The sequence below is a fragment of the Nesterenkonia lacusekhoensis genome (genome assembly GCF_017876395.1).
GTDB lineage: Bacteria > Actinomycetota > Actinomycetes > Actinomycetales > Micrococcaceae > Nesterenkonia > Nesterenkonia lacusekhoensis.
The window spans coordinates 369,214-392,356 of record NZ_JAGINX010000001.1 but is presented as its reverse complement, the minus strand read 5'-3'; the positions used below and the strand labels follow the sequence as shown (position 1 = coordinate 392,356).

18 protein-coding genes and 2 tRNA genes are annotated in these 23,143 nt (G+C 66.0%); 8 read left to right on the top strand and 12 right to left on the bottom strand.

The features are described from left to right. Position 1 precedes the first annotated feature (1 nt). A complete protein-coding gene (locus JOF45_RS01845) occupies positions 2-943 on the top strand; it encodes a phosphoglycerate dehydrogenase (RefSeq protein WP_210047521.1) in 942 nt (313 codons plus the stop codon). A 43-nt stretch (positions 944-986) separates the two neighbouring features. Here JOF45_RS01845 and JOF45_RS01840 read toward each other — a convergent pair whose 3' ends face one another. The 8 genes from JOF45_RS01840 to upp all read right to left on the bottom strand — a co-directional run bounded on the left by JOF45_RS01840 (position 987) and on the right by upp (position 9,733). Then, positions 987-2,552 (bottom strand): PTS ascorbate transporter subunit IIC, encoded by a 1,566-nt coding sequence (locus tag JOF45_RS01840; protein ID WP_210047520.1) that lies wholly within the window; start codon positions 2,550-2,552, stop codon positions 987-989. A 10-nt stretch (positions 2,553-2,562) separates the two neighbouring features. After that, entirely contained in the window at positions 2,563-3,339 is a 777-nt protein-coding gene (locus JOF45_RS01835; protein ID WP_210047519.1) for a PTS sugar transporter subunit IIAB, read from the bottom strand. Between the two features lie 179 nt (positions 3,340-3,518). Then, entirely contained in the window at positions 3,519-5,363 is a 1,845-nt protein-coding gene (locus tag JOF45_RS01830) for a phosphoenolpyruvate carboxykinase (GTP) (RefSeq protein ID WP_210047518.1), read from the bottom strand. Between the two features lie 268 nt (positions 5,364-5,631). Then, positions 5,632-6,822 (bottom strand): IS30 family transposase, encoded by a 1,191-nt coding sequence (locus JOF45_RS01825; protein WP_425352346.1) that lies wholly within the window; start codon positions 6,820-6,822, stop codon positions 5,632-5,634. A gap of 322 nt (positions 6,823-7,144) precedes the next feature. Next, a tRNA-Arg gene (locus JOF45_RS01820) sits at positions 7,145-7,218 on the bottom strand. 168 nt (positions 7,219-7,386) lie between these two features. After that, the gene (locus JOF45_RS01815; protein WP_342591365.1) at positions 7,387-7,896 is read right to left on the bottom strand and encodes a SixA phosphatase family protein; all 510 of its coding nucleotides are present in this window, start codon (positions 7,894-7,896) and stop codon (positions 7,387-7,389) included. 12 nt (positions 7,897-7,908) lie between these two features. Further along, positions 7,909-8,727, bottom strand: coding sequence for a winged helix-turn-helix domain-containing protein (locus JOF45_RS01810; RefSeq protein ID WP_210051231.1), 819 nt, complete (start codon positions 8,725-8,727; stop codon positions 7,909-7,911). Positions 8,728-9,097: 370 nt separating this feature from the next. After that, positions 9,098-9,733 carry a uracil phosphoribosyltransferase gene (gene upp / locus JOF45_RS01805; protein WP_210047517.1) on the bottom strand — a complete coding sequence of 212 codons (636 nt, stop codon included), beginning with the start codon at positions 9,731-9,733 and terminating at the stop codon, positions 9,098-9,100. Between the two features lie 32 nt (positions 9,734-9,765). Here upp and tadA point away from each other — a divergent pair, with 32 nt between their 5' ends. Continuing rightward, positions 9,766-10,248 (top strand): tRNA adenosine(34) deaminase TadA, encoded by a 483-nt coding sequence (tadA, locus tag JOF45_RS01800; protein WP_210047516.1) that lies wholly within the window; start codon positions 9,766-9,768, stop codon positions 10,246-10,248. Positions 10,249-10,288: 40 nt separating this feature from the next. Here tadA and JOF45_RS01795 read toward each other — a convergent pair whose 3' ends face one another. Beyond that, positions 10,289-11,029 carry an SOS response-associated peptidase gene (locus tag JOF45_RS01795; RefSeq protein ID WP_210047515.1) on the bottom strand — a complete coding sequence of 247 codons (741 nt, stop codon included), beginning with the start codon at positions 11,027-11,029 and terminating at the stop codon, positions 10,289-10,291. Between the two features lie 126 nt (positions 11,030-11,155). On the opposite strand from JOF45_RS01795, the gene JOF45_RS01790 reads away from it, so the two are divergent. Beyond that, entirely contained in the window at positions 11,156-11,491 is a 336-nt protein-coding gene (locus tag JOF45_RS01790) for a histone-like nucleoid-structuring protein Lsr2 (protein ID WP_210047514.1), read from the top strand. Positions 11,492-11,718: 227 nt separating this feature from the next. Beyond that, entirely contained in the window at positions 11,719-12,531 is an 813-nt protein-coding gene (locus JOF45_RS01785; RefSeq protein WP_210047513.1) for a GIY-YIG nuclease family protein, read from the top strand. 84 nt (positions 12,532-12,615) lie between these two features. Here JOF45_RS01785 and JOF45_RS01780 read toward each other — a convergent pair. Further along, positions 12,616-12,706, bottom strand: a tRNA-Ser gene (locus JOF45_RS01780). A gap of 184 nt (positions 12,707-12,890) precedes the next feature. Here JOF45_RS01780 and JOF45_RS01775 point away from each other — a divergent pair. Together JOF45_RS01775 and JOF45_RS01770 are read left to right on the top strand one after the other, a co-directional pair. Next, complete coding sequence (locus tag JOF45_RS01775; RefSeq protein WP_210047512.1) at positions 12,891-15,479, top strand: 5'-nucleotidase C-terminal domain-containing protein; 2,589 nt, start codon at positions 12,891-12,893, stop codon at positions 15,477-15,479. Between the two features lie 125 nt (positions 15,480-15,604). Next, positions 15,605-18,760 (top strand): ExeM/NucH family extracellular endonuclease, encoded by a 3,156-nt coding sequence (locus tag JOF45_RS01770; RefSeq protein ID WP_210047511.1) that lies wholly within the window; start codon positions 15,605-15,607, stop codon positions 18,758-18,760. Positions 18,761-18,867: 107 nt separating this feature from the next. On the opposite strand, the gene JOF45_RS01765 is transcribed toward JOF45_RS01770, so the two are convergent. Both JOF45_RS01765 and guaB read right to left on the bottom strand, forming a co-directional pair. Next, entirely contained in the window at positions 18,868-20,022 is a 1,155-nt protein-coding gene (locus tag JOF45_RS01765) for a GuaB3 family IMP dehydrogenase-related protein (RefSeq protein ID WP_210047510.1), read from the bottom strand. 12 nt (positions 20,023-20,034) lie between these two features. Then, complete coding sequence (guaB, locus tag JOF45_RS01760) at positions 20,035-21,555, bottom strand: IMP dehydrogenase (protein ID WP_210047509.1); 1,521 nt, start codon at positions 21,553-21,555, stop codon at positions 20,035-20,037. Positions 21,556-21,729: 174 nt separating this feature from the next. On the opposite strand from guaB, the gene JOF45_RS01755 reads away from it, so the two are divergent. Together JOF45_RS01755 and groES are read left to right on the top strand one after the other, a co-directional pair. Beyond that, positions 21,730-22,536, top strand: coding sequence for a SurA N-terminal domain-containing protein (locus JOF45_RS01755; protein WP_210047508.1), 807 nt, complete (start codon positions 21,730-21,732; stop codon positions 22,534-22,536). Between the two features lie 299 nt (positions 22,537-22,835). Beyond that, positions 22,836-23,132 (top strand): co-chaperone GroES, encoded by a 297-nt coding sequence (gene groES / locus JOF45_RS01750; protein WP_210047507.1) that lies wholly within the window; start codon positions 22,836-22,838, stop codon positions 23,130-23,132. Positions 23,133-23,143 lie beyond the last annotated feature (11 nt).

Sequence of the window (23,143 nt, the reverse complement as noted above, 5' to 3'; positions counted from 1 at the left end):
CGTGGCGCGGGTACTGATCACCACCGACTACCTGAAGCCCGACGACGACGTCGACCGTCTGCTGCGCCGGCACGGCCACCACACCGTCCACCTGCCCCACACCGGTCCGCGTCCGGCCCAGGAGCAGGCACTGCTGCTGCAGGACGTCGACGCCGCGATCCTCGCCAGTGAGCCGATCACCTCGGAGATGCTCGAACGGGCGGATCGGCTGAAGGTCCTGGCCCGCAGCGGAGTCGGCTATGACTCCATCGATGTCTCAGCCGCGTCCGCCCGGGGCGTCCAGGTCTGCAACGCCCCGGGGACCAACCACCATTCGGTGGCTGAGCTGACGCTGGGGCTGATGCTCGCCTCCGTCCGGCAGATCCCCCAAGTCTCTGCGGCGGTGCGCGGGGGAAGCTGGCCTCGGGACGCGGGCCAGGAGCTGCGCGGCAGACGGCTCGGAGTCATCGGCTATGGACCCAGCGGACGTGCGGTGACCCAGTTGGGCGCGGCCTTAGGTATGCACGTCCAGGTGACCACAGCCCATCCTGACCCGTCGGCCGCGGCGGCCTTCGTCGGGCTGGAAGAGAACCTGCGCACTGCCGATGTGCTCACGCTGCACACTCAGGCTCAGATCGGTGCGGGCCCCCTCCTCGACGCCGGACGCTTGGCTCTGATGCAGCCCACCGCCATGCTCATCAACACCGCCCGTGGGTCCCTGGTAGACGAACAGGCCCTGGCCGCAGCCCTGCGCAGCGGGGTTCTCTCCTCCGCCGCCCTGGATGTGCTGGAGGCCGAGCCGCTGCCCCAGGACAGTCCGCTGCGCGGCCTGGACAACGTCATCATCACCTCACATCTGGCCGGGCAGACCGCCGAAGCTCGACGCCGAGCAGGCCTCTCGGCCGCTCAGGCCGTACTCGACGTACTCGACGGCCAGGAGCCCGAGCACCCAGTGGGCAGATGAGCTGCATATGCGTCTGGGCAGCTGAGTGCCTGGCCCGCTCGGCTCATTGCGGCGGTGGGGGCGGCGTCGGGGCACCGCGCGGCGGAATGATCTTCGGATAGGAACCCGCGGTCCCCGCGGAGCTGCCTGCCGGGGCGCCCTCCTGGCCCTCAGCGGCGCCGTCAGCGGTCGGTGCCGGGAACTCCCGGTGCGGTGAGGGGTCCCACCCGCCTCTGACCACGCGCAGCTGGACCAGGATCGCTGAGGTCAGGATCAGCGCTCCGAGCAGAGCGACGACGATCAGTCCGCCCACTGAGCCGATCCCCGCGCCGTAGCCGATCAGCACGCCGAACCACCCGAAGTCGGTGTCCCCGAAGGTGGTGTTGGCCGTGCCGAAGTCGCCCAGCACCAGCAGCAGCACCGCCGGCAGGAAGGTGATCAGCAGGCCGTTGACGAAGCCGCCGGCCGCCGCACCGATGCGTCCGCCGGTGGCATTGCCGTAGACACCGGCCGCACCGCCGGTGAAGAAGTGCGGGACCAGGCCCGGCAGGATCAGTGCCAGACCCAGGGCCGGATTCAGCCACAGCGAGAGCACGGCCAGGCCGATGAGCCCGCCGGAGAAGCTGGTGAGGAAACCGATCAGCACAGCGTTCTGGGCGTAGGGGAAGACGATCGGCGCGTCCAGGGCCGGAGTCGCGCCGGGGACGATCTTGGCGGCGATTCCTTGGAACGCCGGCAAGATCTCGCCCAGGATGGTGCGCACGCCGAAGAGGATCACGGCCACGGCGATGCCGAACTGCAGGCCCTGTGTCACCGACTGCATGACGAAGTTGCCCGAACCGGTGGCGCCGCCGTCGAAAGCCTCATAGGCCGTCTCCCCCTCGCGGGCGAAGAAGACCAGGGACACGACCACGTACATCAGAACCATGGACAGGGCGGTGGCCACCATGGAGTCGCGCAGGAAGCGCAGACCCTCAGGCAGCTTCAGGTCCTCCGTGGATCGGCTGCGCCTGCCACCGGTCAGACGCCCGACGGCGCCGGCGGCCACGTAGCCGGCGGTGCCGAAGTGACCGATGGCGATGCTGTCGTCTCCTGTGATCCGCCGGGTCCAGGGGTGAGCGAAGGCCGGCAGGGAGACCATGAGGATGGCCAGCAGCGCGCCGCCCACCAGGACGGTCACCGAGCCCGAGTAGCCCGCAGTGGCCAGCACGATGGTCAGCAGTGTGGCCATGAACAGGATGTGGTGGCCGGTCAGGAACACATAGCTCAGCGGGGTGAACCGGGCCAACACCAGGCTCAGCGCGAAGCCCAGGATCATCAGCCAGGCCACCTGGGCACCGTACTGCTCCTGGGCGATGCCCACGATCGCCTCATTGGTGGGGATCACGCCCTGAGCCCCGGTGGCGCCCTGGATCATCACCCCCAGCGGATCCAAGGAGGCGACCACCAAGTCGGCGCCGGCCCCGATCAGCAGAAAGCCCAGAGTGGCCTTCACCGCCCCGCCGATCACCTGGCCTGCAGAGCGGCGCAGTGCGATCAGCCCCACGGCGACGATGATGCCGATGAGGAAGGCGGGAACGGACAGGATCTCGTTGACCAGGAATTCTGCGATGACGATGAGCCACTCCATGGTGCTCTCCTCAGATCTCGTAGAGCTCGCGCAGGGCGGCGTCGAGCTCAGTGGTGCTGGTGAAGTTGGTGATCACACGGACGGGGACGCCGACGTCGCCCAGGGTCTTGGCGATCTCTCCGGAGGTCAGAATCGCCTGACACTCTTTGGCACGGCCGCGGGCGGAGATGGTGTCCGTGGCCTCCACGGTGACGTGACGGTCCCAGCCCCACGTGTTCAGCACCGTCTCCAGGGTGTTCTTCAGAAACAGAGAGGTGCCCAAGCCGTTGCCGCAGACGGTGAGGATCAGGTGCTGGTCGAGGGCCGCCGGCTGCTCGGCCGAGGCGCTGTGGTCCTGCTCTCCCGTCAGCACGGCGCGCAGCTGCTCAGGTGTTCTGGCCGCCTCCAGCTGGGCCTGCTGGTGCGCATCCGCGAGCACCCCGGCGAGCTCAGCCATCGCGCTGGTGTGGGCGGCGTCGTCGACGGCGGCCAGGGCGACCACCAGCCGCACCGGATCATTCTCCGGGTGCCCGAAGCTCACCGGTTCGGCCAAGCGGACCCAGGACAGACCGGTGCGGACCACCGAGCTGTCCGGGCGAGCGTGGGCCAGGGCGAAGCCAGGGCTGAGGACGATGTAGGGACCGTGCTCGACCACGCTGTCGATCATCGCGGCGGTGTAGCGCTCATCGGCCACGCCGGTCTGTTCCAACAGCTCCCCGGCGCGACGGATGGCCTCCTGCCAGTCCGAGGCTTCGGAGTCGAGCAGGATCGCCTCCTCCGGAAGCAGGTCAGCCAGAGCTGTACTCATCGAAGTCTCCTTGGTGCGTGCATGCTGAAGCGGCACGTGCGGTGCGACGTGCTTCACAATGATGGCACGCACACAGCACTGAGGCCGCCCCTCCCCGTCCGGGAGAAACGGCCCCAGTGCTGTGTGTTCTGAGCTGCAGGCTCGGCCGCGCGCCGACCGACGAGCTCCGGCGAGCGCCGTCAGGCCACCCGGCTGCGCAGCTCCTCGAGCTCATCCTGGATGGACTGTGGCAGGGACTCGCCGAACCGGGAGAACCAGGCGTCGATGTCCTCCAGCTCGGTCCTCCACTCCTCGGGCCTGACCGTGATGGCGTCCTCGAGCTCCTCCTGCGTGATCTCCAGGCCCTCGACATCCAGGGCATCAGGGGTCGGGGTGAAGCCGATCGGGGTCTCCACGGCCTCGGCAGTTCCTTCCAGACGCTCGATGATCCACTTCAGCACGCGAGTGTTCTCCGCGAACCCGGGCCAGGCGATCGTGCCGTCACGGCCCCGGCGGAACCAGTTGACCAGGAAGATCGCCGGAAGCTTCTCCGGATCCGCTTCAGAGGAGACCTCCACCCAGTGCTTGAGGTAGTCGCCGGCGTCGTAGCCGATGAACGGAAGCATCGCCATCGGATCCCGGCGCAGCGTGCCCACTGCGCCCTCGGCGGCGGCCGTGGTCTCCGAGGAGAGTGTGGCGCCGTAGAAGATGCCGTGGTTCCAGTCGCGGGCCTGAGTCACCAGCGGAACGGTGGTCTTGCGGCGCCCGCCGAAGAGGATGGCATCCAGCTTCACCCCGTCGGGAGCGAAGTACTCGTCAGCCAGCATGTCGGTCTGGTCGATGGGGGTGCAGAACCGGGCGTTGGGGTGGGCCGCAGGCTCCGCAGAGTCAGGGGTCCAGCTGTTGCCCTTCCAGTCGGTCAGGTGCGCCGGAGGCTCCTCTGTCATGCCTTCCCACCAGACGCCGCCGTCGTCGGTCAGCGCGCAGTTGGTGAAGATGCTGTTGCCCTTAGCGATGGCGCGCATGGCGTTGGCGTTGGTGTGCCAGCCGGTGCCCGGAGCGACGCCGAAGTAGCCGGCTTCCGGGTTGATGGCCCGGAACTCGCCGTCCTTGCCGGGGCGGATCCAGGTGATGTCATCTCCGAGGGTCTCGGCCTTCCACCCCTCCAGCGTGGGATCGATCAGCGCCAGGTTGGTCTTTCCGCAGGCGGAGGGGAACGCGGCGGAGAGGTGGTAGCTCCTGCCCTGGGGGCTGGTGAGCTTCAGGATCACCATGTGCTCGGCCAGCCAGCCCTCGTCACGTGCCATGGCAGAGGCGATGCGCAGCGCGTAGCACTTCTTGCCCAGCAGAGCGTTGCCGCCGTAACCGGATCCGTAGGACCAGATCTCCCGGGTCTCCGGGAAGTGGACGATGTACTTCTCCTCATTGCAGGGCCACGGCACATCCTCCTGTCCGGGCTCCAGCGGAGCGCCGACCGAGTGGACCGCGGGGACGAAGAACGCGTCCAGCTCCTCGATCTTGCGCAGGACATCGGCACCGATGCGCGCCATGATGCGCATGCTGGCCACCACGTAGGCGGAGTCGGTGATCTCCACACCGAACTTGGGATCCTCCGCCTCCAGGTGGCCCATGACGAAGGGGATCACGTACATGGTGCGGCCCCTCATGGCGCCGTCGAAGACCCCGCTGAGCGTCTGGCGCATCTCTGAGGGGTCCACCCAGTTGTTGGTGAAGCCGGCGTCGCGCTCCTGCTCTGAACAGATGAACGTACGGGACTCCACCCGGGCCACATCGGCGGGATCCGAGAAGGCGGCGAAGGAGTTCGGGAAGTCCGGACTGGTGAGCCGGGTGAGCGTGCCGGCCTCGACGAGCTCGTCGGTGAGCTGCGTGTATTCCTGCTCAGAACCGTCCACCCAGTGGATGCGATCAGGTGTGGTGAGCTGTGCGATCTCCGTGACGAAGTCCAGCAGCTTCTGGTTGTCAGTCGGAGCTTCTGCCGCGATCGTGGCTGAATCACCGGGCGCCGTTGCAACGGTGTTGACCATCGTTTCCCTCCATTGGGTACTGGTTTGTCAGCTGACCCGGATGGGAATGCACGCGGAAGAACACCGTCGTTCGTCCGCCCCATCGCAGACCAGTCGTCTCCACTGTAGCGCGAGAGAAACGCGCTGGGGCAAAAGACAGCGTGATGATGACCACGTTTTGGAATTCGGGTGTGGTCAGCGAGGCTGATGGCGGCTGCGGGCCCGATCACCCCGCACTCTTCCTCAGAATCGCCGGCGGATTCGAGTGGTTGTCGCAACAACAGTGAACTCAGCTGGTCGTGAGCAACTCTTTCATGCGGTCTGCGGGACTGTCCCATCCCAATGTCTTCCTAGGCCTGCCGTTGAGCTTGTTCGCGACCAGCTCCAGATCCTCTGGGCCATGGACTGAAAGATCAGTTCCCTTAGGGAAGTACTGGCGAAGCAACCCGTTGGTGTTCTCATTCGATCCCCGCTGCCAGGGTGAAGCCGGGTCACAGAAGTAGATCGGAAGATCAGCAGCCACGCTGATCGTGTGATGAGCGGCCATCTCGGCTCCCTGATCCCACGTCAGCGAACCGCGAAGATGCTCAGGAAGCGTCTTCATCCGCTGGGTCAGCGCGGCCGCGACCGTCTGGGCGGTGTGATCACCAGGAAGATGGCAGAGCATCACAAACCGGGTATGACGCTCCACCAAAGTCGCGATCGCGGACTTACTGCCAGCACCGATGATCAGGTCTCCTTCCCAGTGCCCCGGCACTGCCCGGTCCTCGACCTCAGCAGGACGCTGGCTGATCATGACCATCTGCCCACCCAGACTCCGGGATCTGCGCTGGTCACCGGCAGGCTTGCGCATCGCCCGACCAGTGCGCAGCGCGGCTTGGACTTCACGCTTCAATCCACCACGAGCCTGTAGGTACAGGGCCTGGTAGATCGTTTCGTGGCACACACGCATCTCCTGATCTTCGGGGAACTCTTCAGCGAGCTTTCCACTGATCTGCTCCGGGGACCATTCCAGCTGCAGCTTGTCCCAGACGTAGGCGAAGATCCGGCTGCCAGGCACCAGTTTCCTGGGCTTGGGCCGTGCCCGCCGGTCGACGCTCTGCTGATGAGCGAGGTACGGGTGGTAGAGGCCTCTGTGGCTGTTGCGGGTGACCTCTCGGCTGATCGTTGAACGGCTCCGTCCCAGCTCAGCAGCGATCTGAGCGTAGGAACAGCCTCGTCGCAGCAGGTCAGAGATCGCGAGTCTGTCTGCCGCGTTGAGGTACCGCCGGTGAGTCGCGGGCGCGGCGGGATCAGGGAAGGTGCTGTGCATCTTCTTGTTATACCCATTGGGCGCACTCTGACGGTCCCAATTCCGCGCCGATCGCGCAGATGCACCGACTCGTTGGGCAGCCTCTGCACGGCTGAATCCCTCTAACCGCAGTCGATGGTACTCATCTCTGCGTGGATGCGCCCGGCCGGGACGTACCAGGTGATACATCCCGGCGGCTCTGACCCAGTCAGACAAGGTCCTGGCAGAGACTCCGGTCTCAGCTGCGACTGCAACCAGGTTTGGGGTCTGGCCGAAGCGGTGAAGGCAGTCAGCCTTCACCGCTTCGGTATAAGGCTCTCCTCGGGAGGGTTCGCGTGCGGGCATCGCAACTCCTGAACGGTCAGGTCGTTGCGACGTTCACTAGAACCCGAGGCCCGGAAGCGCCGCTTCTCAGGAAGATCCCGGGGTGATCCGCTTATACGACGGCCCCAGACACGAAAAGACCCCTGGTCGGAAGGGTTCTCACCTTCTGACCAGGGGTCTGTCTCTGTGCGCCCATAGGGATTCGAACCCCAGACCTTCGGTTCCGTAGACCGACGCTCTATCCAGCTGAGCTATAGGCGCAAGCACTCTCTCGAGCACTCCGTCCCGATCACTCTGTCGTGATCGCGACCTAGAAGACTATACACACCTCTGAGCCGCCATGCAAAATCGAGCTCTCCACCAGGCCCCTCCTGCAGGATCACAGGCAGCGGAGGGCCGCCTGGAGCCGGACATTCAGGATCCAATCCCTCAGGAGCCGGGCACCTGAAATGCGACCAGGCGCGCGTCGCGTCCATCGAGCTCTGCCCAGGGCTTGTCGAACTGCAGGTGCGCGACGCCGGCAGTGGGCCAGGAACCAGCCATACGGATCACCGGGTCCTCCTCGGAATACACAGAGGCCAGCTCCATGCTGACCTCTTGGACTCCGGGCATATGGGCCACGACCAGCAGAGATTGGACCGTCTCCGGGGTCTCGTTGATCACCGAGAGCACCTGCCGCGGTGCGGCCAGATAGAGCCGGTCGTCCAGATAGGCCGTGGGAGCCTTCTCCCCCAGCTGTTCATTGACCCAGATGCAGGTCTGACGGGTGCGCATGGCATCGGAACAGATCGTGGCATCAGGCACCAGCCCGGAGTCGCGCAGCCACGACCCCACCTGGCGAGCCTGCTGCTCGCCATGAGAGGTCAGCGTGCGGGCGTGATCGTCTCCGGAGAAGGAGTGGCCGGCCTCGCCGTGGCGGAGGATCAGCAGAGATCTCACAGGGATCCAGACTCAGATGGAGTACTCAGGTGCGGCCCAGACCGTCACCTCAGGGTGTTCATAGAAGCGATAGCCCTGGCCCCGCACTGTGCGCACGGTGTTGGCCAGGCGGCCCAGCTTGGAGCGCAGGCGACGGATGTGGACGTCGATGGTCCGCTCATTGGGCATCTGGTCCTCGTCGATGTTGCGCCAGAGGGTCTTGAGCAGCTCTTCGCGGCCCACTGTCCGGGCGCCGTTCTCCACCAGGTAGTTCAGCAGCTCAAACTCCTTGTAGGTGAGGCTCAGATCCTCTCCGTCGAGCTTGACCTCACGACGGGAGAGGTCGATCAGCACGCCCGAGTTCGACGGCGCCGGCGGCGCAGGCACCTGGGCCTCCATCGTGCGGTGAGTGACCGTGGGATCACCGAGCGCCTGACGGACCACGTCCAGGTCGCTGCCCTCGGTCAGCGCTGAGGCCATAGCCATCGCGATGTGAACCTGGGACTCCGGAGCGATGGATTCGACATAGTCGCGCAGCTCGGTGGCGATCTTATGCAGCGAGGTGCCTGCCGCCGTGGCTGTGTCCTCATCGAGGCCCACGTAGACCACGAAGCCGCGGGCGACCACATCGGGCTGAACGACCTGAGGGCCGCCGCCGTTCTGTGCCAGCACGGGCACCGGAGAGGTGGCGGGGTGACCGTTCGCCTGAGCTGAGTCAGATGTCGGCGCCGCGCCGTCGGCGCCAGCTCCGCCGCCCTTCATCCTCCGAGCGATCTCCGCGCGGCGTGCGGCGTTTCGCACGGAGACATGAACGTACCCTGGATTCTGGGCCTGACTCAGATGCGCGGACATAGCCATGCTCTCTCCCTGGCGGTGCTGCCGGTGGACTTGTCACCCCAGACTCTCTGTCATATAAAGATTTTGCAAGTAACATACGGACAGATATTCCGCATATTGAGACAAGTCAGCTTGTACGTGACGAGAAACACATCATCATCGCGATGGACACAGCGTACCCGGATAGCGGACGAGGCCACGGTCTCACAGAAAAACCCCTGGTCAGGGCACCTCACACACGCGAATGCGCGGAGGCAGACAGGCGCTGAAAGCGGCCCATCATAGATGGCTATCGCAGAGTAACCTTAACGGCTCCTCAACGCGCTCGACGCCGACCCACGGTCAGCCCCAGCAACGGTCAGCCCACCGGCGGTGAGCCCCCGGTTCACTCAGCCAGGCCGTAGAGCCGATCTCCGGCGTCGCCCAGACCCGGCACGATGTAGGACTTCTCATTGAGACCCTCGTCGATGGCTGCCACGTAGAGGTCCACGTCGAGATCACCGACGCCCTCACGCAGTCGATCGATCCCCTCCGGGGCGGCGACCAGGCAGATGCAGGTGATCTTCGCAGCGTTGGCGTTCTTCAGGAAGCGGATGGACTCCACCAGCGTGCCTCCGGTGGCGAGCATCGGGTCCAGCACAAAGACGTGGCGGCCGGTCAGGTCATCGGGCAGACGCTCCGCATACGTGATGATGTCGAGGGTCTCCTCGTTCCGGGCCATGCCCAGGAAACCGACCTCGGCCGTGGGGACCATCGCAGTCATCCCCTCCAGCATGCCCAGACCGGCGCGCAGGATCGGCACCACCAGCGGCTTGGGGTCGGAGAGCTCCGTGCCGGTGGTCGTGGCCACCGGAGTCTGGATCTCCACGGGTTCGGTCGCGATGTCGCGGCTTGCCTCATAGGAGAGCAGGGTCACCAGCTCGCCGGTCAGCTGCCGGAAGACGTTGGAGGGAGCCTCCTTGCGGCGGAGCTGGGTGAGCTTATGGGCAATGAGGGGATGTTCCACGACCTGTACGCGCATAGGTCAAAACTACCAGGAGCTAAGCTGGCACCATGCCTTTCTCGCCCCTGCCCGCGCGCGACCCGCAGACTCGGCACCGGCTGATCGGACGCTGCCTGGAGCTGGCTGAGCAGGCGAAAGGTTCCGGCGAAGTGCCGGTGGGCGCCGTCGTGGTCTCCCCCGACGGTGAGACGCTCGGTGAGGGATACAACACCAGAGAGCGCGACGCCGACCCGGCCGGTCATGCTGAGATCGCAGCCCTGCGCGCGGCCGCCACAGCCACAGGCCAGTGGCGCATGGAGGGCTGCACACTCGCGGTGACATTGGAGCCGTGCCCGATGTGTGCCGGGGCGATCAGCCAATCACGGATTCGTACCGTGGTCTTCGGCGCCTGGGACGAGAAGGCGGGGGCGGCCGGGTCAGTGTTCGACATCCTGCGCGAACCCCGACTCAACCACTGGGTGGAGGTCCATCCCGGTGTCCGCGAGGAGGAATGCGCCGCGCAGCTCACCTCGTTCTTCCAGCAGTTCCGGTAGTTCGGCGGACCGCACAGACGTTGAGTCGCACGGGGCGGGATCAGGCAGAGACAGGCTGGAGCAGCTCAGCGTTGTCATTGCGGACGTTGCCGACGGCGCGGCTCACCGGGTAGACCTCCCATCCGGAAGCCACATGGAGCGCCTCCGAGCGGACTCGGTTCACCAGATGCTCGGCGTCGGGTTTGGTGAGCTTCCCCGGAGCCAGCCATTCCTCCAGCGTCTCCTCGGACAGCGGGAGGGGCATCCGATCATGCAGCCAGGCCAGCTCACCCAGGACTCCGTCGTGGCCGTGGTCAGGCGACGGTCCGGTGAGAATGGTGCAGGAGAGCACCCACGGATCGTGGGCTTCGGCGTCCTGGGGGCGCCACCATTCGTAGAGCCCGGCGAAGAGATGGGAGGCGCCGTCGGCCCTCCGCACAGCGTAGGGCTGTTTGGAACCGCCGGAGGCATGCCACTCATAGTAGGCATCCGCTGGTACGGCGCAGCGTTTGGACCGCACGGCCGAGCGGAACGTGGGCTTATCGGCTACCGTCTCGCTGCGTGCGTTGAAGGCGCGGGCCGACTGCGCCTTGTCTTTGGCCCAGATCGGCAGCAGGCCCCACCGTGCGGTGTGCAGCTCCCGGTGTGCCCGATCGCCGTCGGGGCGGTCCACCAGAATGGGCACCGCCGCAGTGGGCGCAATGTTCCACGAGATCGTCTCCTGAAGACCGTCACCGAAACCGGCGCGGAGGTCCAGAGAGAGCTGCCCGGCTGCCTTGGACTGCACATATCGTCCGCACATGGGGCCAGAGTAGCTCAGCGGCACCGAGGTGACGCAGAGAAGAGAATCTGCCGTTCATCGGCAAGACTGAAGAATAAGGATGATCCGTCCGCTCACATTATTGAGGGGCAGTGATAGCCTGCAGATATGGCTACTCGAACTATTCTCCTGGACGATATCGATAATTCGATCACAGAGGATGTACAGACCGTTCAGTTCTCCGTAGGCAACCGCTCTTATGTGATCGACCTCGGGCCTGATCATCGGAAGCAGCTCGAGGAAGCACTGGAACCGTTCATCAAGCATGCGGCCTCCGGCACAGCAGCGACCACGGCCAAGCGTCCTTCTGTCCCTGCCAAGGAGATCCGCGCATGGGCGAAGCAGCAGCCGGAGAAGATCAGCGGTCTTCTCAAGAGCGACCGCGGAGCGGTTCCGAAGGCCGTCATCGAGGCCTACAACAAGGCACACGGCACCAAATACTGAACTTCATACTGATCTTCGGTCCGCCGAGTCTGAAAGAGTCCTTAAGGAATCATGACCAGTAGGCCCTGGTGACGAACCGCTGATTCAGGAAAGGCCCCGAACCTCAACGATCCGGGGCCTTTCCTGTGTTCTCCGAATCATCCGTCCTGGTCTGCAACGATGACGAGATCGCGACGAATACCTCCGTGATCATCGGATCACTCAGACCCGGGGAAGGAAAGCCACCCATGACACTGACGCTTGGTTCCATCATGGACACCGCGGAGATCGATCCGCAGGACGCCCAAGTGATCCGTCACGTGTACATCAAAGAGCACGAGGATTCCGGAAACAGCGGCATTCACCCTGAATCCACTGACACTGAGATCCTCGAGTACACGAGGGAACAGTCCGCGAATCCACGGATCTTCCCCGCTGTGCCGCCTCGAACCTGGGTCGTGTTTCTCCGCGAAGGTGGCGACCGAGCCAGACTCTGGGCAGTGGTCGAGAATCACGGTGAAATGTCGAACGACGGGACACGACGTACCTTCGACCTCGTGGTCTCCGAGCGCATGACAGACCTGCGGAACCGACTCGTGATCGGTTGGAGGTCGCCACGCACCTGGCGACTCAACGCATCCACGGCCGCCGACTACCCGGTTGTGGAGATCGCTGACGCGCGGCCAGTTCCGTTTCCAGGATTCGACGATCTCGTACTGGATCACGCGCAGCTGCAGGCGGTGATGCGCGACCACCGCTATGCCTCATGGCGTACGGCGCTGGCATCTGTGGCTGCCGTCTATCTGATCACCGATCGTCGGGACGGACGGCAATATGTCGGCAAGGCTGACGGCTCGGAGAGCCTGCGACAGCGCTGGAGCGTATACGCGGCCAATGGACACGGTGGCAATGTCGAGTTGCGCGGCCTGGAACCGTCAACGTTTCGCTTCTCGGTCCTGCGCGTGTTCGACCCGACGACACCGACCTCTCGGATCAACGCGGCAGAGAATCACTTCAAGCTCGCCCTCGACTCACGGACGCACGGCCTGAATCGAAACTGAAGCCTGTCACCGGGCCTGAAGGAGTCGATGGCATGAGAAAGGCCCCGGGCCCTTGAGAGATCAAGGGACCGGGGCCTTCGAAGCTGGCGGTGACGGTGGGATTTGAACCCACGGAGCGGGGTTACCGCTCACGACATTTCGAGTGTCGCACCTTCGGCCGCTCGGACACGTCACCAGGCCCGTCTACTATACGAGACGAGACCACGCCTGCCCAAAACGAGACAGCCGCCGGCGACGCCGCGCCCTCCTGCAGGGCCTTGAACCGGCCATTCGCCGGTCCTTCTTCTCCAGTTAACACAGCCTTGATGGGATGGAGCTCACTCGACCGACACCCGCCCTGACGATGAGGGATCCCCTACATGACAGCTGCACCTGATTCTGCCGAACGCACCCCTGACGAGGACGCCCGACAGCGGCGTCCCTGGCCCCGCAGAGCCACGGCCGCCGGCCTGGCCGCCGTGCTCCTGGCCCCCGCCCCCAGCGCCGCGGCCAGCACTGCGGAGAGTCCTCAGGCAGAAGATGCAGAGTCGCAGGCCCAGCAGGCAGAGGAAACTCAGGAGGACGGAGCCACCCAGGAGGGCCCTGATCAGGACGAGGCCTCCAGCCAGGAGGACACCGCTGACCAGGAGTCCGGCCAGGACGACGAGCTGGTGGACTTCTCCATCGTCGCTTCCAATGATTTCCATGGTCGGGTGGAGGAGTCGGCGTCGGTGCTGGCCTGCACGGTGGATGACTACCGTGCGCAGAACCCGAACACCCTCTTCGCCTCGGCCGGAGACAACATCGGGGCATCCACCTTCACCAGCTTCATCCAGCAGGACGAGCCCAGCATCGAAGCGCTCAATGCCATGGACCTCGATGTCTCCGCTCTGGGCAACCATGAGTTCGACCAGGGTGCAGCCGATATGGATGACCGGGTCATCCCGATGTCCGACTTCCCCTGGATCGGCGCGAACATCCGCGACGCCGAAACCGGCGAACACCTCTATGGCCCCTACTCCATCCACGAGGTCGGCGGGGTTCGGGTGGCCTTCATCGGCCTGATCACCGAGGGCATGCCCAGCCTGGTCAGCCCGGATGGGATCGAGGGCATCGAGTGGACCTCCATGAGTCAGGAGGCCAACCACTACGCCGAGCACCTGACCGAGAACGACCTGGCCGATGTGGTCACCGTCCTGGTCCACGAGGGCCTGCCCAGCACCAGTCCCGACAGCGCCTCCGGGCTTCCCTTCGGGGGCCTGATCGAGAACGCACATCCGGAGATCGACGCGATCATGTCCGGCCACACCCACCAGAGCTATGTCCATGACGTGGACGGCACATGGCTGGCCCAGGCCGGCGAGTACGGCGACTACGTGAACGTCCTGGACTTCTCCTTCGACCCCTCCACCGGGGAGCTCGTGGAGTCCGAGGCCGAACTGGTGGAGCTCTTCCCCGGGGGCGAACCCCGCTGCGAGGGCCACCCCGAGGTGGACCAGATCGTCTCCGATGCAGTGTCCACCGCTGATGAGCTCGGCAGTGAGGTCATCGCGGAGACCGCCGGGGAGGTACCCTTCGCCCGGGCGGTCAACAGCGAGGGCTCTGAGAACCGAAGTGCCGCTTCCACACTGGGTGAGCTGATCGCCGATGCCCAGCTCTGGGCCATCCGCCAGAACCAGCCCGACGTCGACTTCGCAGTGACCAACGCCGGCGGCCTGCGCGGCGATCTGCCCCTGGGTCAGCTGACCTACAGGGACCTGGGCGATGTCCAGCCCTTTGCCAACACGCTGGTCAACGTAGAGCTGACCGGGGAGCAGGTTTACCGCCTCTTCGAGGAGCAGTGGCGCGAGGACGGCAGCTTCTCCAAGCACGCCCAGTCCTCCGAGGTCCGCTACACCTATGACGCCTCGGCTCCTGACGGCGAGCACATCGAGCAGGTCATCATCGAGGGCGAGCCGGTCGACCCCGACGCCACCTACACCGTGGGCATGAACTCCTACATGGCCTCCGGCGGAGGCGTGGAGGTGCCGTTGGAGGCTGCCAGCACCCAGGACACGGGCATGAACGACCTGGAGGCGTTCGTGGAGTACGCCCGCGAGCAGGAGGTCCTGGAGCCAGCCTTGGACCGCCGAGCGGTGGGTACCACATGGGTCTCCGGCCACCCCTCGGAGACGGTCTACGCCCCCGGTGACGAGCTCGCCCTGGACCTCTCGGGGCTGGCCTACAGCTCGGAGGACGTCCCGGTCGGCGAATCGGTCAGCGTCTCGCTGGCCGGATTCGACCTCGACGACTTCGACATCGACGCCGAATATGCCGATGCCAGCGATCTGCGCGGCACTGCGGAGATCCGCGCCGAGGTCCCCGCCGCACTGGAGTTCAGCGGCTCAGTGAGCCCCGGGCTGGGCGCGATGAGCGCCAGCTCCGACGGTGCGGAGCAGACTGAGATGCCCCTGGTCATCCAGGAGGAGACCACCGGCACGGAGCTCACCATCCCGATGACGGTGCAGAGCTCGGCGGCGGGCCAGGACAGCACCGGAGGCGACGCCGACGAAGGCGCCCCGGCCGGCACTGACGGCCCTGATAGCTCTGATGGCTCTGCCGGCACTGACGGCACTGACGGCTCCGAAGACACTGAGGAGGCAACAGACACCGACTCCGCCGGGACCGATCCCGCCGGCGCCGATCCTCAGGACGCGTCCGTTGAGGACTCGCCTGACGAAGAGTCCGCGGACCAGCAGGCCGCCTCCGGTGAGGAATCCGAGGACCCTGCCGCAGGCGCTGATGGGCCTGCCGCCGAGACTTCCGCGGCCGGTGCTGGAGAGGCACCTGCACAGGAGTCCGCCGCGGCCCAGGACGGCAGCCTTGCGGTGACCGGTGCTCAGGTGGCCTGGATCGCGATGGCAGCGGCTCTCCTGCTCGGCGTCGGGACTCTGCTGCTGGTCCGTTCCCGTCAGCGGCGAGCCGGCTGACCTGGGAGGACGGCGGCAGGGGCGGCCTACGGCAATTCGCCTCGACGTAGCACGGCGTTCACACGGGCCTGATTGGATCGGAGACTGACTCCTGCCCGCATCACTCGACCTGCTGAGGACTCTGCATGCCGACCCCTGACCGTCCCACCACCGACGCCTCCGGCCGCCGGCTCCCCCGCCTGCTGACCGCAGCGGTGCTGAGCGGAACCATGCTGGGCCCCGCCCCGGCGATGGCCTCTCCGGCTCAGGACGCCGAGGGAGCCGACTGCATCCTGATCGACGAGGTGAACACCCGCGGCGGAAGCAGCGCCCAGGACCTCCCCCGCTACGTGGAGCTGACCAACAGCTGTGACACCGAGGTGGACCTCAGCGATTGGTCCATCCAGGGCTACCAGAGCAGCGGCACCCCCTACAGCGGCGGCAACACTCAGCTCAGCGGCTCCGTCCCTGCCGAGGGCAGCTACCTGATCCTGGGACCGGCTGCCGCGGGCGGGCCGGTCACCGAGCTCCATGCCGACCACGTCGCCGGAGCAGCGCTGAACATGGCAGGCGGCGGCGCCTCTGTGGCCCTGTTCTCCACCGCAGAACCACCCGAGGGCGTCTCCGGCGACCTCACCGATCATCCCGCTGTGGTCGACGCCTTGGGCTGGGGCGAGGCGGAGGTCGGCCTGGGCGACTCCCGTGCGGTCGCTGCGGAGGCTTCCTCCGGGGAGACCCTTCAACGCACCGGCTCCTCCGGGGAGAACGGCGAGGACTTCGGCCCTGCGCCCGCGGCTCCCCGGTACAGCGGCGGCGACGCTCTGATCACGCAGGACCAGGATGAGCCTGAGCCTGCTGATCCTGAACCGTCGGAACCCGCACCGTCAGAGCCTGAGCCTTCAGAGCCGGAACCTTCAGAACCCGAGCCTTCGGATCCGACCGACTCGTCGACCGCAGCGGAGGTCTCGATCTCCGAGGTCCGCGGCGAAGCCGGCACGGATCCCGCCGCCAGCCCCTATATGGGCGAGGAGGTCACCACTCGCGGTGTGGTCACCGCGCGCTACGCCGACACCGAGAACACCTCGCGTCCCTGGGACGGGTTCTACCTCCAGGAGGAGGCAGCCTGCGGCAGCGAGGACTACAGCGATCACGACGTTTCCTGTGCGGTCTTCGTCTGGATGGGCACCGGCTGGGACGGCGCCGTGGTCGAGGAGGGCGACTACGTCGAAGTGACCGGGGAGGTCGGCACCTGGGAGGAGTCCAGCTCCACCAGCTCTGCTCAGCTGCAGATCACCCAGCCCGAAGTCGGAGTCATCGAAGACGAGAGCGTCGACGCTCCGCTCCCCTACCCCGTGGATGGCTTCCTGGAGATCGAGGAGCGCGAGCAGCTGATCGGCATGACGCTCAGCCCGGAGGGCGACTGGACGGTCACCGACAACTACGGGCTGCTCCACGGCGAGGCCGACAGCGTAGGCGGCGTGCTCGGCGTCGTGGACGGCACCGACCCTCTGGTGAACCCCACCGCACAGCACCACCCGGACACCCAGGAGCGCGAGGAGCTGGCCGCCTCCAACGCGGAGCGCTACATCCGACTGGGCCACGGCGGCCGCAACCGCTGGACCAGCTGGTCGGATGAGGCCGATATGCCCCTCCCCTATCTGAGCACAGGGCAGGTCCCCCGCGTGGGCACCTCAGTGGAGTGGAACGCCCCGGTGATCCTGGAGCATCGCTATGACGAGTGGCGCTTCGAGCCGACCTCCTTCCTGCCCGGGAACCCGGAGCAGGAGCCGGTCACCTTCAGCGACACCCGCCCCGAGGCAGACCTTCCCGGACGCGCCGGGGATGTCCGCGTGGCCGGCTTCAACGTCCTGAACTACTTCCCGCACGTCGGTGAGTACGAGGAGGACTGTGACTACCACGAGGACCGGCACGGCGAGCCCACCACAACTGACTACTGCACCAGCCGTGGGGCCTACACCGAGGAGCACTTCGCGGTGCAGCAGCAGCGCATCGTGAACACGATCGTGGGCATGGACGCCGATGTCATCGCGCTGCAGGAGATGGAGAACTCCGTCCACTTCGGCGAGGACCGCGACTACGCCCACCAGGTGCTGGTGGAGGCGCTCAACGCGGTCGAGGGAGAGGGCACTTGGGACTATGTCCCGGTCGAGGACTTTCCCGAGGATGAGGACGTCATCCGCAACGGATACATCTATCGGCCCGAAGCCGTCGAGCTGGTGGATTCGCTGATCCTCTTCGAGGAGGGCGTGGAGCACCTGGCTTCCGATGCCCTGGACGAGTACGACGTGGACGAGATCTACTCCAACGCCCGCGAGCCGATGGCCGCGCTGTTCCAGCCGGTCGACGGCGATGAGGACGACCAGTTCGCCCTGGTGGTCAATCATCTGAAGTCCAAGGGCGGCGAGGGCGAGGGCGACAACGCCGACTCCGGCGACGGCAGCGGCTCCTTCAACGGAGACCGCACACGCCAGGCCGAGGCGATGGTGGCGTTCACCGAAGCTATGCGGGAGGAGTACAGCACCGACCGCTTCTACCTGATGGGCGACTTCAACTCCTATGCGGCCGAGGCTCCGATGGTCACCATCGAGGACGCCGGTTTCACCAACCTCTCGGCCCAGCATTCCGAGGAGACCGGCAACTACTCCTACAACTACAGCGGTGAATCGGGTTCGCTGGACCACGTAGTGGCCTCCGACGCCGCAGTGGAGACAGTGGCCCAGACCCACATCTGGAACACCAACGCTCCGGAGCCCATCGCACTGGAGTACAGCCGCTACGAGGCCTCAGGGACTCCCGGGCTCTACGACGAGCCCGCGTGGAGCGAGTCTCTCTGGCGGGCCTCCGACCACGACCCGATCATCGCGGACATCGTCGTGGGTGAGGAGACCGACGGCGGCGCCGAGGAGGAGGGCGCCACTGAGGAGGACGACGCAGGCCAGGAAGACGATGCAGATCAGGGGGCCGGCACAGGCTCCGGTGAGGACGGGGTGTCTGAAGACGGACCGTCGGCTGGGGAGGAACCGGTCGACGACGAATCCTCAGCCGCAGAAGCGCCAGCCGGCTCCGAAGCAGGCGACGAACGTGCGGACGCCGAGGCCGGAACGGATCTGGGAGCCGCAGGCTCGAACGCTGCTCCCGACGACACCTCCCCCACAGCTGCCTCCAGCGAGGGAGACCTGGCGCTGACCGGTGCCCAGAACTTCTGGATCGCCGCGATCGCGGCCGGGCTGCTCGGCGTCGGGACTCTGCTGGCCTACCGTTCCCGCCTGGGCCAGCCCTGACCGAAGAAAAGATTGGGCGAAGAACCACCGTCCCAGAGCAGATCTGCTGCTCAGACGGCGGTTCTTCGCCCAATCAACTGTGGGAGACGATCAACGGTGAGGGCTGCTCAGCGGTCCTGCTGGCTCAGCGGGGAGACGATGGCGTCGACCCGCTGGAACGACTTCACGTCCACGTAGCCGGTGGTGGCCATGGCCCGCTTGAGCCCGCCCATCAGGTTGGAGGTCCCGTCGGTGTGGTGGCTGGGGCCCCAGAGGACCTCCTCCAGCGGCCCGACGGTGCCCACGTGGGTGCGGTGGCCGCGCGGGAACTCCTCATGGACGGCTTCCAGGCCCCAGTGCCAGCCCCGGCCGGGGGCCTCCTCCGCCCGGGCCAGAGTGGCCCCGAGCATCACGGCGTCGGCGCCCATGGCCAGAGCTTTGACGATGTCGCCGGAGGTGCCCAGGCCGCCGTCGGCGATCACATGCACGTAGCGCCCGCCGGACTCATCCAGGTAGTCCCGGCGCGCGGCTGCGATGTCGCTGATGGCCGTGGCCATCGGCACGCGGATGCCCAGTGCCCGGCGAGTGGTGGTGGACGAGCCGCCGCCGAAGCCCACCAGGACACCGGCGGCACCGGTGCGCATCAGGTGCAGCGCCGGGGTGTACCCGGCCGCACCGCCGACGATCACCGGAACATCAAGCTCGTAGATGAACTTCTTCAGGTTCAGCGGCTCAGTGCCGTCCGCACCGTTGTCCGTGACGTGCTCGGCCGAGACAGTGGTCCCGCGGATGACGAACATGTCGACGCCGGCGTCGACCACTGTCTGGTAGAACTCCTGGGTCCGCTGCGGAGTCAGGGACCCGGAGACCACGACGCCGGCCTCACGGATCTCTGCCAGCCGCGCAGTGATCAGCTCCGCCTTGATCGGCTCGGCGTAGAGCTCCTGCAGCCGCTGAGTGTTCTCCGGAGAGACGTCGCTGGCCTCCAGCGCGGCGATCTCCTCGAGGATGGGCTCGGGGTTCTCATACCGGGTCCACAGACCCTCCAGGTTCAGCACGCCCAGGCCGCCCAGCTTGCCCAGGGCGATGGCCGTCGCCGGGGACATGACCGAGTCCATCGGCGCACCGATGACCGGCATGTCGAACTTATAGGCGTCGATCTGCCACTCCAGGCTGACGTCCTGCGGGCTGCGGGTCCGGCGGCTGGGCACGACGGCGACATCGTCCAGTGCCCAGGCCCGGCGCGCGTTCTTGGCCAGGCCGATGGGGAGTTCGTTGCTCAAGAGGTGGTGTCCTTACTTCCGGCCGTAGTTGGGGGCTTCGACGGTCATCATCACATCATGCGGGTGGGATTCCTTCAGCCCGGCCGAGGTGATGCGGACGAACTTGCCCTTGGCCTTCAGATCATCGGTGGTGTGGGCTCCCACGTAGAACATGGTCTGGCGCAGGCCGCCGGTCAGCTGGTGCACCACGGCCGAGAGCGGTCCGCGGTAGGGCACCTGACCCTCGATGCCCTCGGGGATGAGCTTCTCATCGGTGGGGACATCAGCCTGGAAGTACCGGTCCTTGGAGTAGGAGGTGTTCTTGCCGCGGGTCTGCATGGCACCCAAGGAGCCCATTCCGCGGTAGGCCTTGAACTGCTTGCCCTGGTAGAAGACCAGATCGCCCGGGGACTCCTTGGCCCCGGCCAGCAGAGAGCCGAGCATCACTGAGTTCGCACCGGCCACCAGCGCCTTGCCGATGTCGCCGGGGTGCTGCAGCCCACCGTCGGCGATCAGCGGCACACCGGCCGGGCCGGCTGCCTTGCTCGCCTCATAGATGGCGGTCACCTGGGGCACGCCGACGCCGGCGACCACGCGGGTGGTGCAGATCGAGCCCGGTCCGACGCCGACCTTGATGGCGTCGGCGCCGGCGTCGACCAGTGCCTGAGCACCCTCACGAGTGGCGGCCTGGCCCCCGATCACGTCCACATGGGCGGCCTTGGGCTCAGCCTTGAGCTTGGCGATCATGTCCAGCACACCGCGGGTGTGACCGTTGGCGGTGTCCACCACCAGCGCGTCCACACCGGCCTCCACCAGAGCCATGGCACGGTCGAAGCCCTCTCCGAAGAAGCCCACGGCGGCTCCGACGCGCAGCCGGCCCTCGTCGTCCTTGGTGGCCTGGGGGTACTTATCGGCCTTGTCGAAGTCCTTGATGGTGATCAGGCCGGTGAGCCGATCTTCGTCGTCGACCAGCGGCAGCTTCTCCACGCGGTGCTTGGAGAACAGCTCCAACACCTCAGCGTTGGTGATGCCCTCCTTGGCGGTGATCAGCGGCTGAGGAGTCATCTTCTCGTAGACCTTGGTGGTCAGGTACTCCTCATGCGGGATGAACCGGATGTCCCGATTGGTGATGACGCCCAGCAGCTTCTTCTCCTCGTCCACCACCGGCAGGCCGGAGACGCGGTAGTGGGCGCAGAGGTCGTCCAGATCCTTGATGGTCGCATCCGGGGTGATGGTCACCGGGTCGGTGATCATGCCGGACTCGGAGCGCTTGACCTGATCCACCTGCTTGGCCTGCTCCTCGATGGAGAGGTTGCGGTGCAGGATGCCGATCCCGCCCAGGCGCGCCAGGGCGATCGCCATCGGCGCTTCGGTCACCGTGTCCATAGCGGCTGAGACCACCGGCGAGGCGATGTCGATGTTCCTCGACAGCCGGGTGGTGGTGTCAGCGTCCGAGGGGATGACGTCGGTGGCGCCGGGCAGCAGCAGGACATCGTCATAGGTCAGGCCGACGAAGCCGAAGGGATCGTTCGCCTCTGCGGGGGTATGTGTCACGGTGGACCTCTCGAATATCACGGCGGCGGAAAGAATGTGAGACCACAACAAGTCTACTGGGCAGGCGATTCCCTTTTCATGCTGAGCCCCTGCACCTCACCACCAGCCGGCATGGAGCATCCGTTGTGCTGCAGGCCCTACGGTGCAGACTTGTCCACGTGTGAGGAGAACGCTGTGCATAAGAAACTGCTGACCGGTGCGGCCGCCACCACCCTGCTCCTGGGATTGGCCGCCTGCGACCAGAACGCCGAGCCCGACGCCGAAGCCTCCGGAGGAGCCGAGGAAGAGGGCCAGGAGGCCCCCATGGGCCAGGAAGACATGGAGATGCCTGAGCCGGACACCGAGGACATCCCTGATGTCGTCGCCACTGTCAACGGCGAGGAGCTCTCCAGCGAGGAGTTCATCCCGCTCTATGAGCAGCAGTTCCAGCAGATGGCCATGCAGGCCCAGATGTCTGGCGAGGAGCCGGACGAGGCCACCATCCAGGAACAGGTCCTGGACACTGCCATCGGCACTGAGCTGCTCCTCCAGGACGCTGAGCAGCAGGGCTTCGAGGCCTCGGAGGAGGACATCGACGCCGCTCTGGAGGACGCCGCCGAACAGGGCGGCATGGAGTCGGCCGACGAACTCATCGAGGCCTATGAGGAGCAGGGCAACTCCGAGGAGGAGCTGCGTGAGGATGCCTCCGATCAGGCCCTGATCAACCAGGTCACCGAGAGCCTGGACATTGAGGAGCCCTCGGAGGAGGAGCTCCAGGAGCTCTATGACCAGCAGGAGCAGCAGCAGGAGATGATGGCTGAGGCTCAGGGCGGCGAAGGCGGCGGCGAGGGCGCCCCCGGCGCCGAGCAGCAGGAGATGCCTCCCTTCGATGAGGTCCGCGATGAGCTCGAGGAGCAGGCCGCCCAGCAGAACGAGAATGAGGCCCTGATGTCTCATATCGAGGAGCTGCGCGAGGACGCCGACGTCGAGACCCACCTGTGAGCCGCACTCGTTGAACCGTTGAGGAATCGCTGAACCGTTGAGGAGCCGCTGACGCTCCGGCGTCGGGACCGACACCCGACGCGCCCAACCGGATATCGCCGCTACGACTCCCTTGGCACTCTCCTTGATCGAGTGCTAAGGGAGTCATATAGTTTGTCCTAGCACTCGCCGTCACCGGGTGCTAATGCCAAAGGGGCGCTAACCGGCGGAGGCACGCCTCCGGTACCCGCGACGACGGTTGGTCACTCCCACGGCGCGCAACCTGTACCGATTCACCATCTGCAAAGGAGAGAACTGACGTGTCAGTCTCCATCAAGCCCCTCGAGGATCGTATTGTTGTCCGCCCCCTGGAGGCCGAGCAGACCACCGCTTCCGGCCTGGTCATCCCGGACACCGCCAAGGAGAAGCCCCAGGAGGGCGAAGTCGTCGCAGTGGGCCCGGGTCGCGTCGGCGACTCCGGCGATCGCCTGCCGGTCGACGTCTCTGAAGGCGACGTCGTCATCTACTCCAAGTTCGGCGGCACCGAGGTCAAGGTCGGCGGCGACGAGTTCCTCGTCCTGAACGCCCGCGACGTCCTCGCTGTCATCGAGAAGTAAATCCGGAGGTA

What these genes read in the sequence shown, in the direction of transcription:
- JOF45_RS01840 (WP_210047520.1), bottom strand. Translation starts at nt 2,552, where the DNA reads ATGGAGTGGCTCATCGTCATCGCAGAATTCCTGGTCAACGAGATCCTG.
- JOF45_RS01835 (WP_210047519.1), bottom strand. Translation starts at nt 3,339, where the DNA reads ATGAGTACAGCTCTGGCTGACCTGCTTCCGGAGGAGGCGATCCTGCTC.
- JOF45_RS01830 (WP_210047518.1), bottom strand. Translation starts at nt 5,363, where the DNA reads ATGGTCAACACCGTTGCAACGGCGCCCGGTGATTCAGCCACGATCGCG.
- JOF45_RS01825 (WP_425352346.1), bottom strand. Translation starts at nt 6,822, where the DNA reads ATGTATCACCTGGTACGTCCCGGCCGGGCGCATCCACGCAGAGATGAG.
- JOF45_RS01810 (WP_210051231.1), bottom strand. Translation starts at nt 8,727, where the DNA reads ATGTCCGCGCATCTGAGTCAGGCCCAGAATCCAGGGTACGTTCATGTC.
- upp (WP_210047517.1), bottom strand. Translation starts at nt 9,733, where the DNA reads ATGCGCGTACAGGTCGTGGAACATCCCCTCATTGCCCATAAGCTCACC.
- tadA (WP_210047516.1), top strand. Translation starts at nt 9,766, where the DNA reads ATGCCTTTCTCGCCCCTGCCCGCGCGCGACCCGCAGACTCGGCACCGG.
- JOF45_RS01795 (WP_210047515.1), bottom strand. Translation starts at nt 11,029, where the DNA reads ATGTGCGGACGATATGTGCAGTCCAAGGCAGCCGGGCAGCTCTCTCTG.
- JOF45_RS01790 (WP_210047514.1), top strand. Translation starts at nt 11,156, where the DNA reads ATGGCTACTCGAACTATTCTCCTGGACGATATCGATAATTCGATCACA.
- JOF45_RS01785 (WP_210047513.1), top strand. Translation starts at nt 11,719, where the DNA reads ATGACACTGACGCTTGGTTCCATCATGGACACCGCGGAGATCGATCCG.
- JOF45_RS01775 (WP_210047512.1), top strand. Translation starts at nt 12,891, where the DNA reads ATGACAGCTGCACCTGATTCTGCCGAACGCACCCCTGACGAGGACGCC.
- JOF45_RS01770 (WP_210047511.1), top strand. Translation starts at nt 15,605, where the DNA reads ATGCCGACCCCTGACCGTCCCACCACCGACGCCTCCGGCCGCCGGCTC.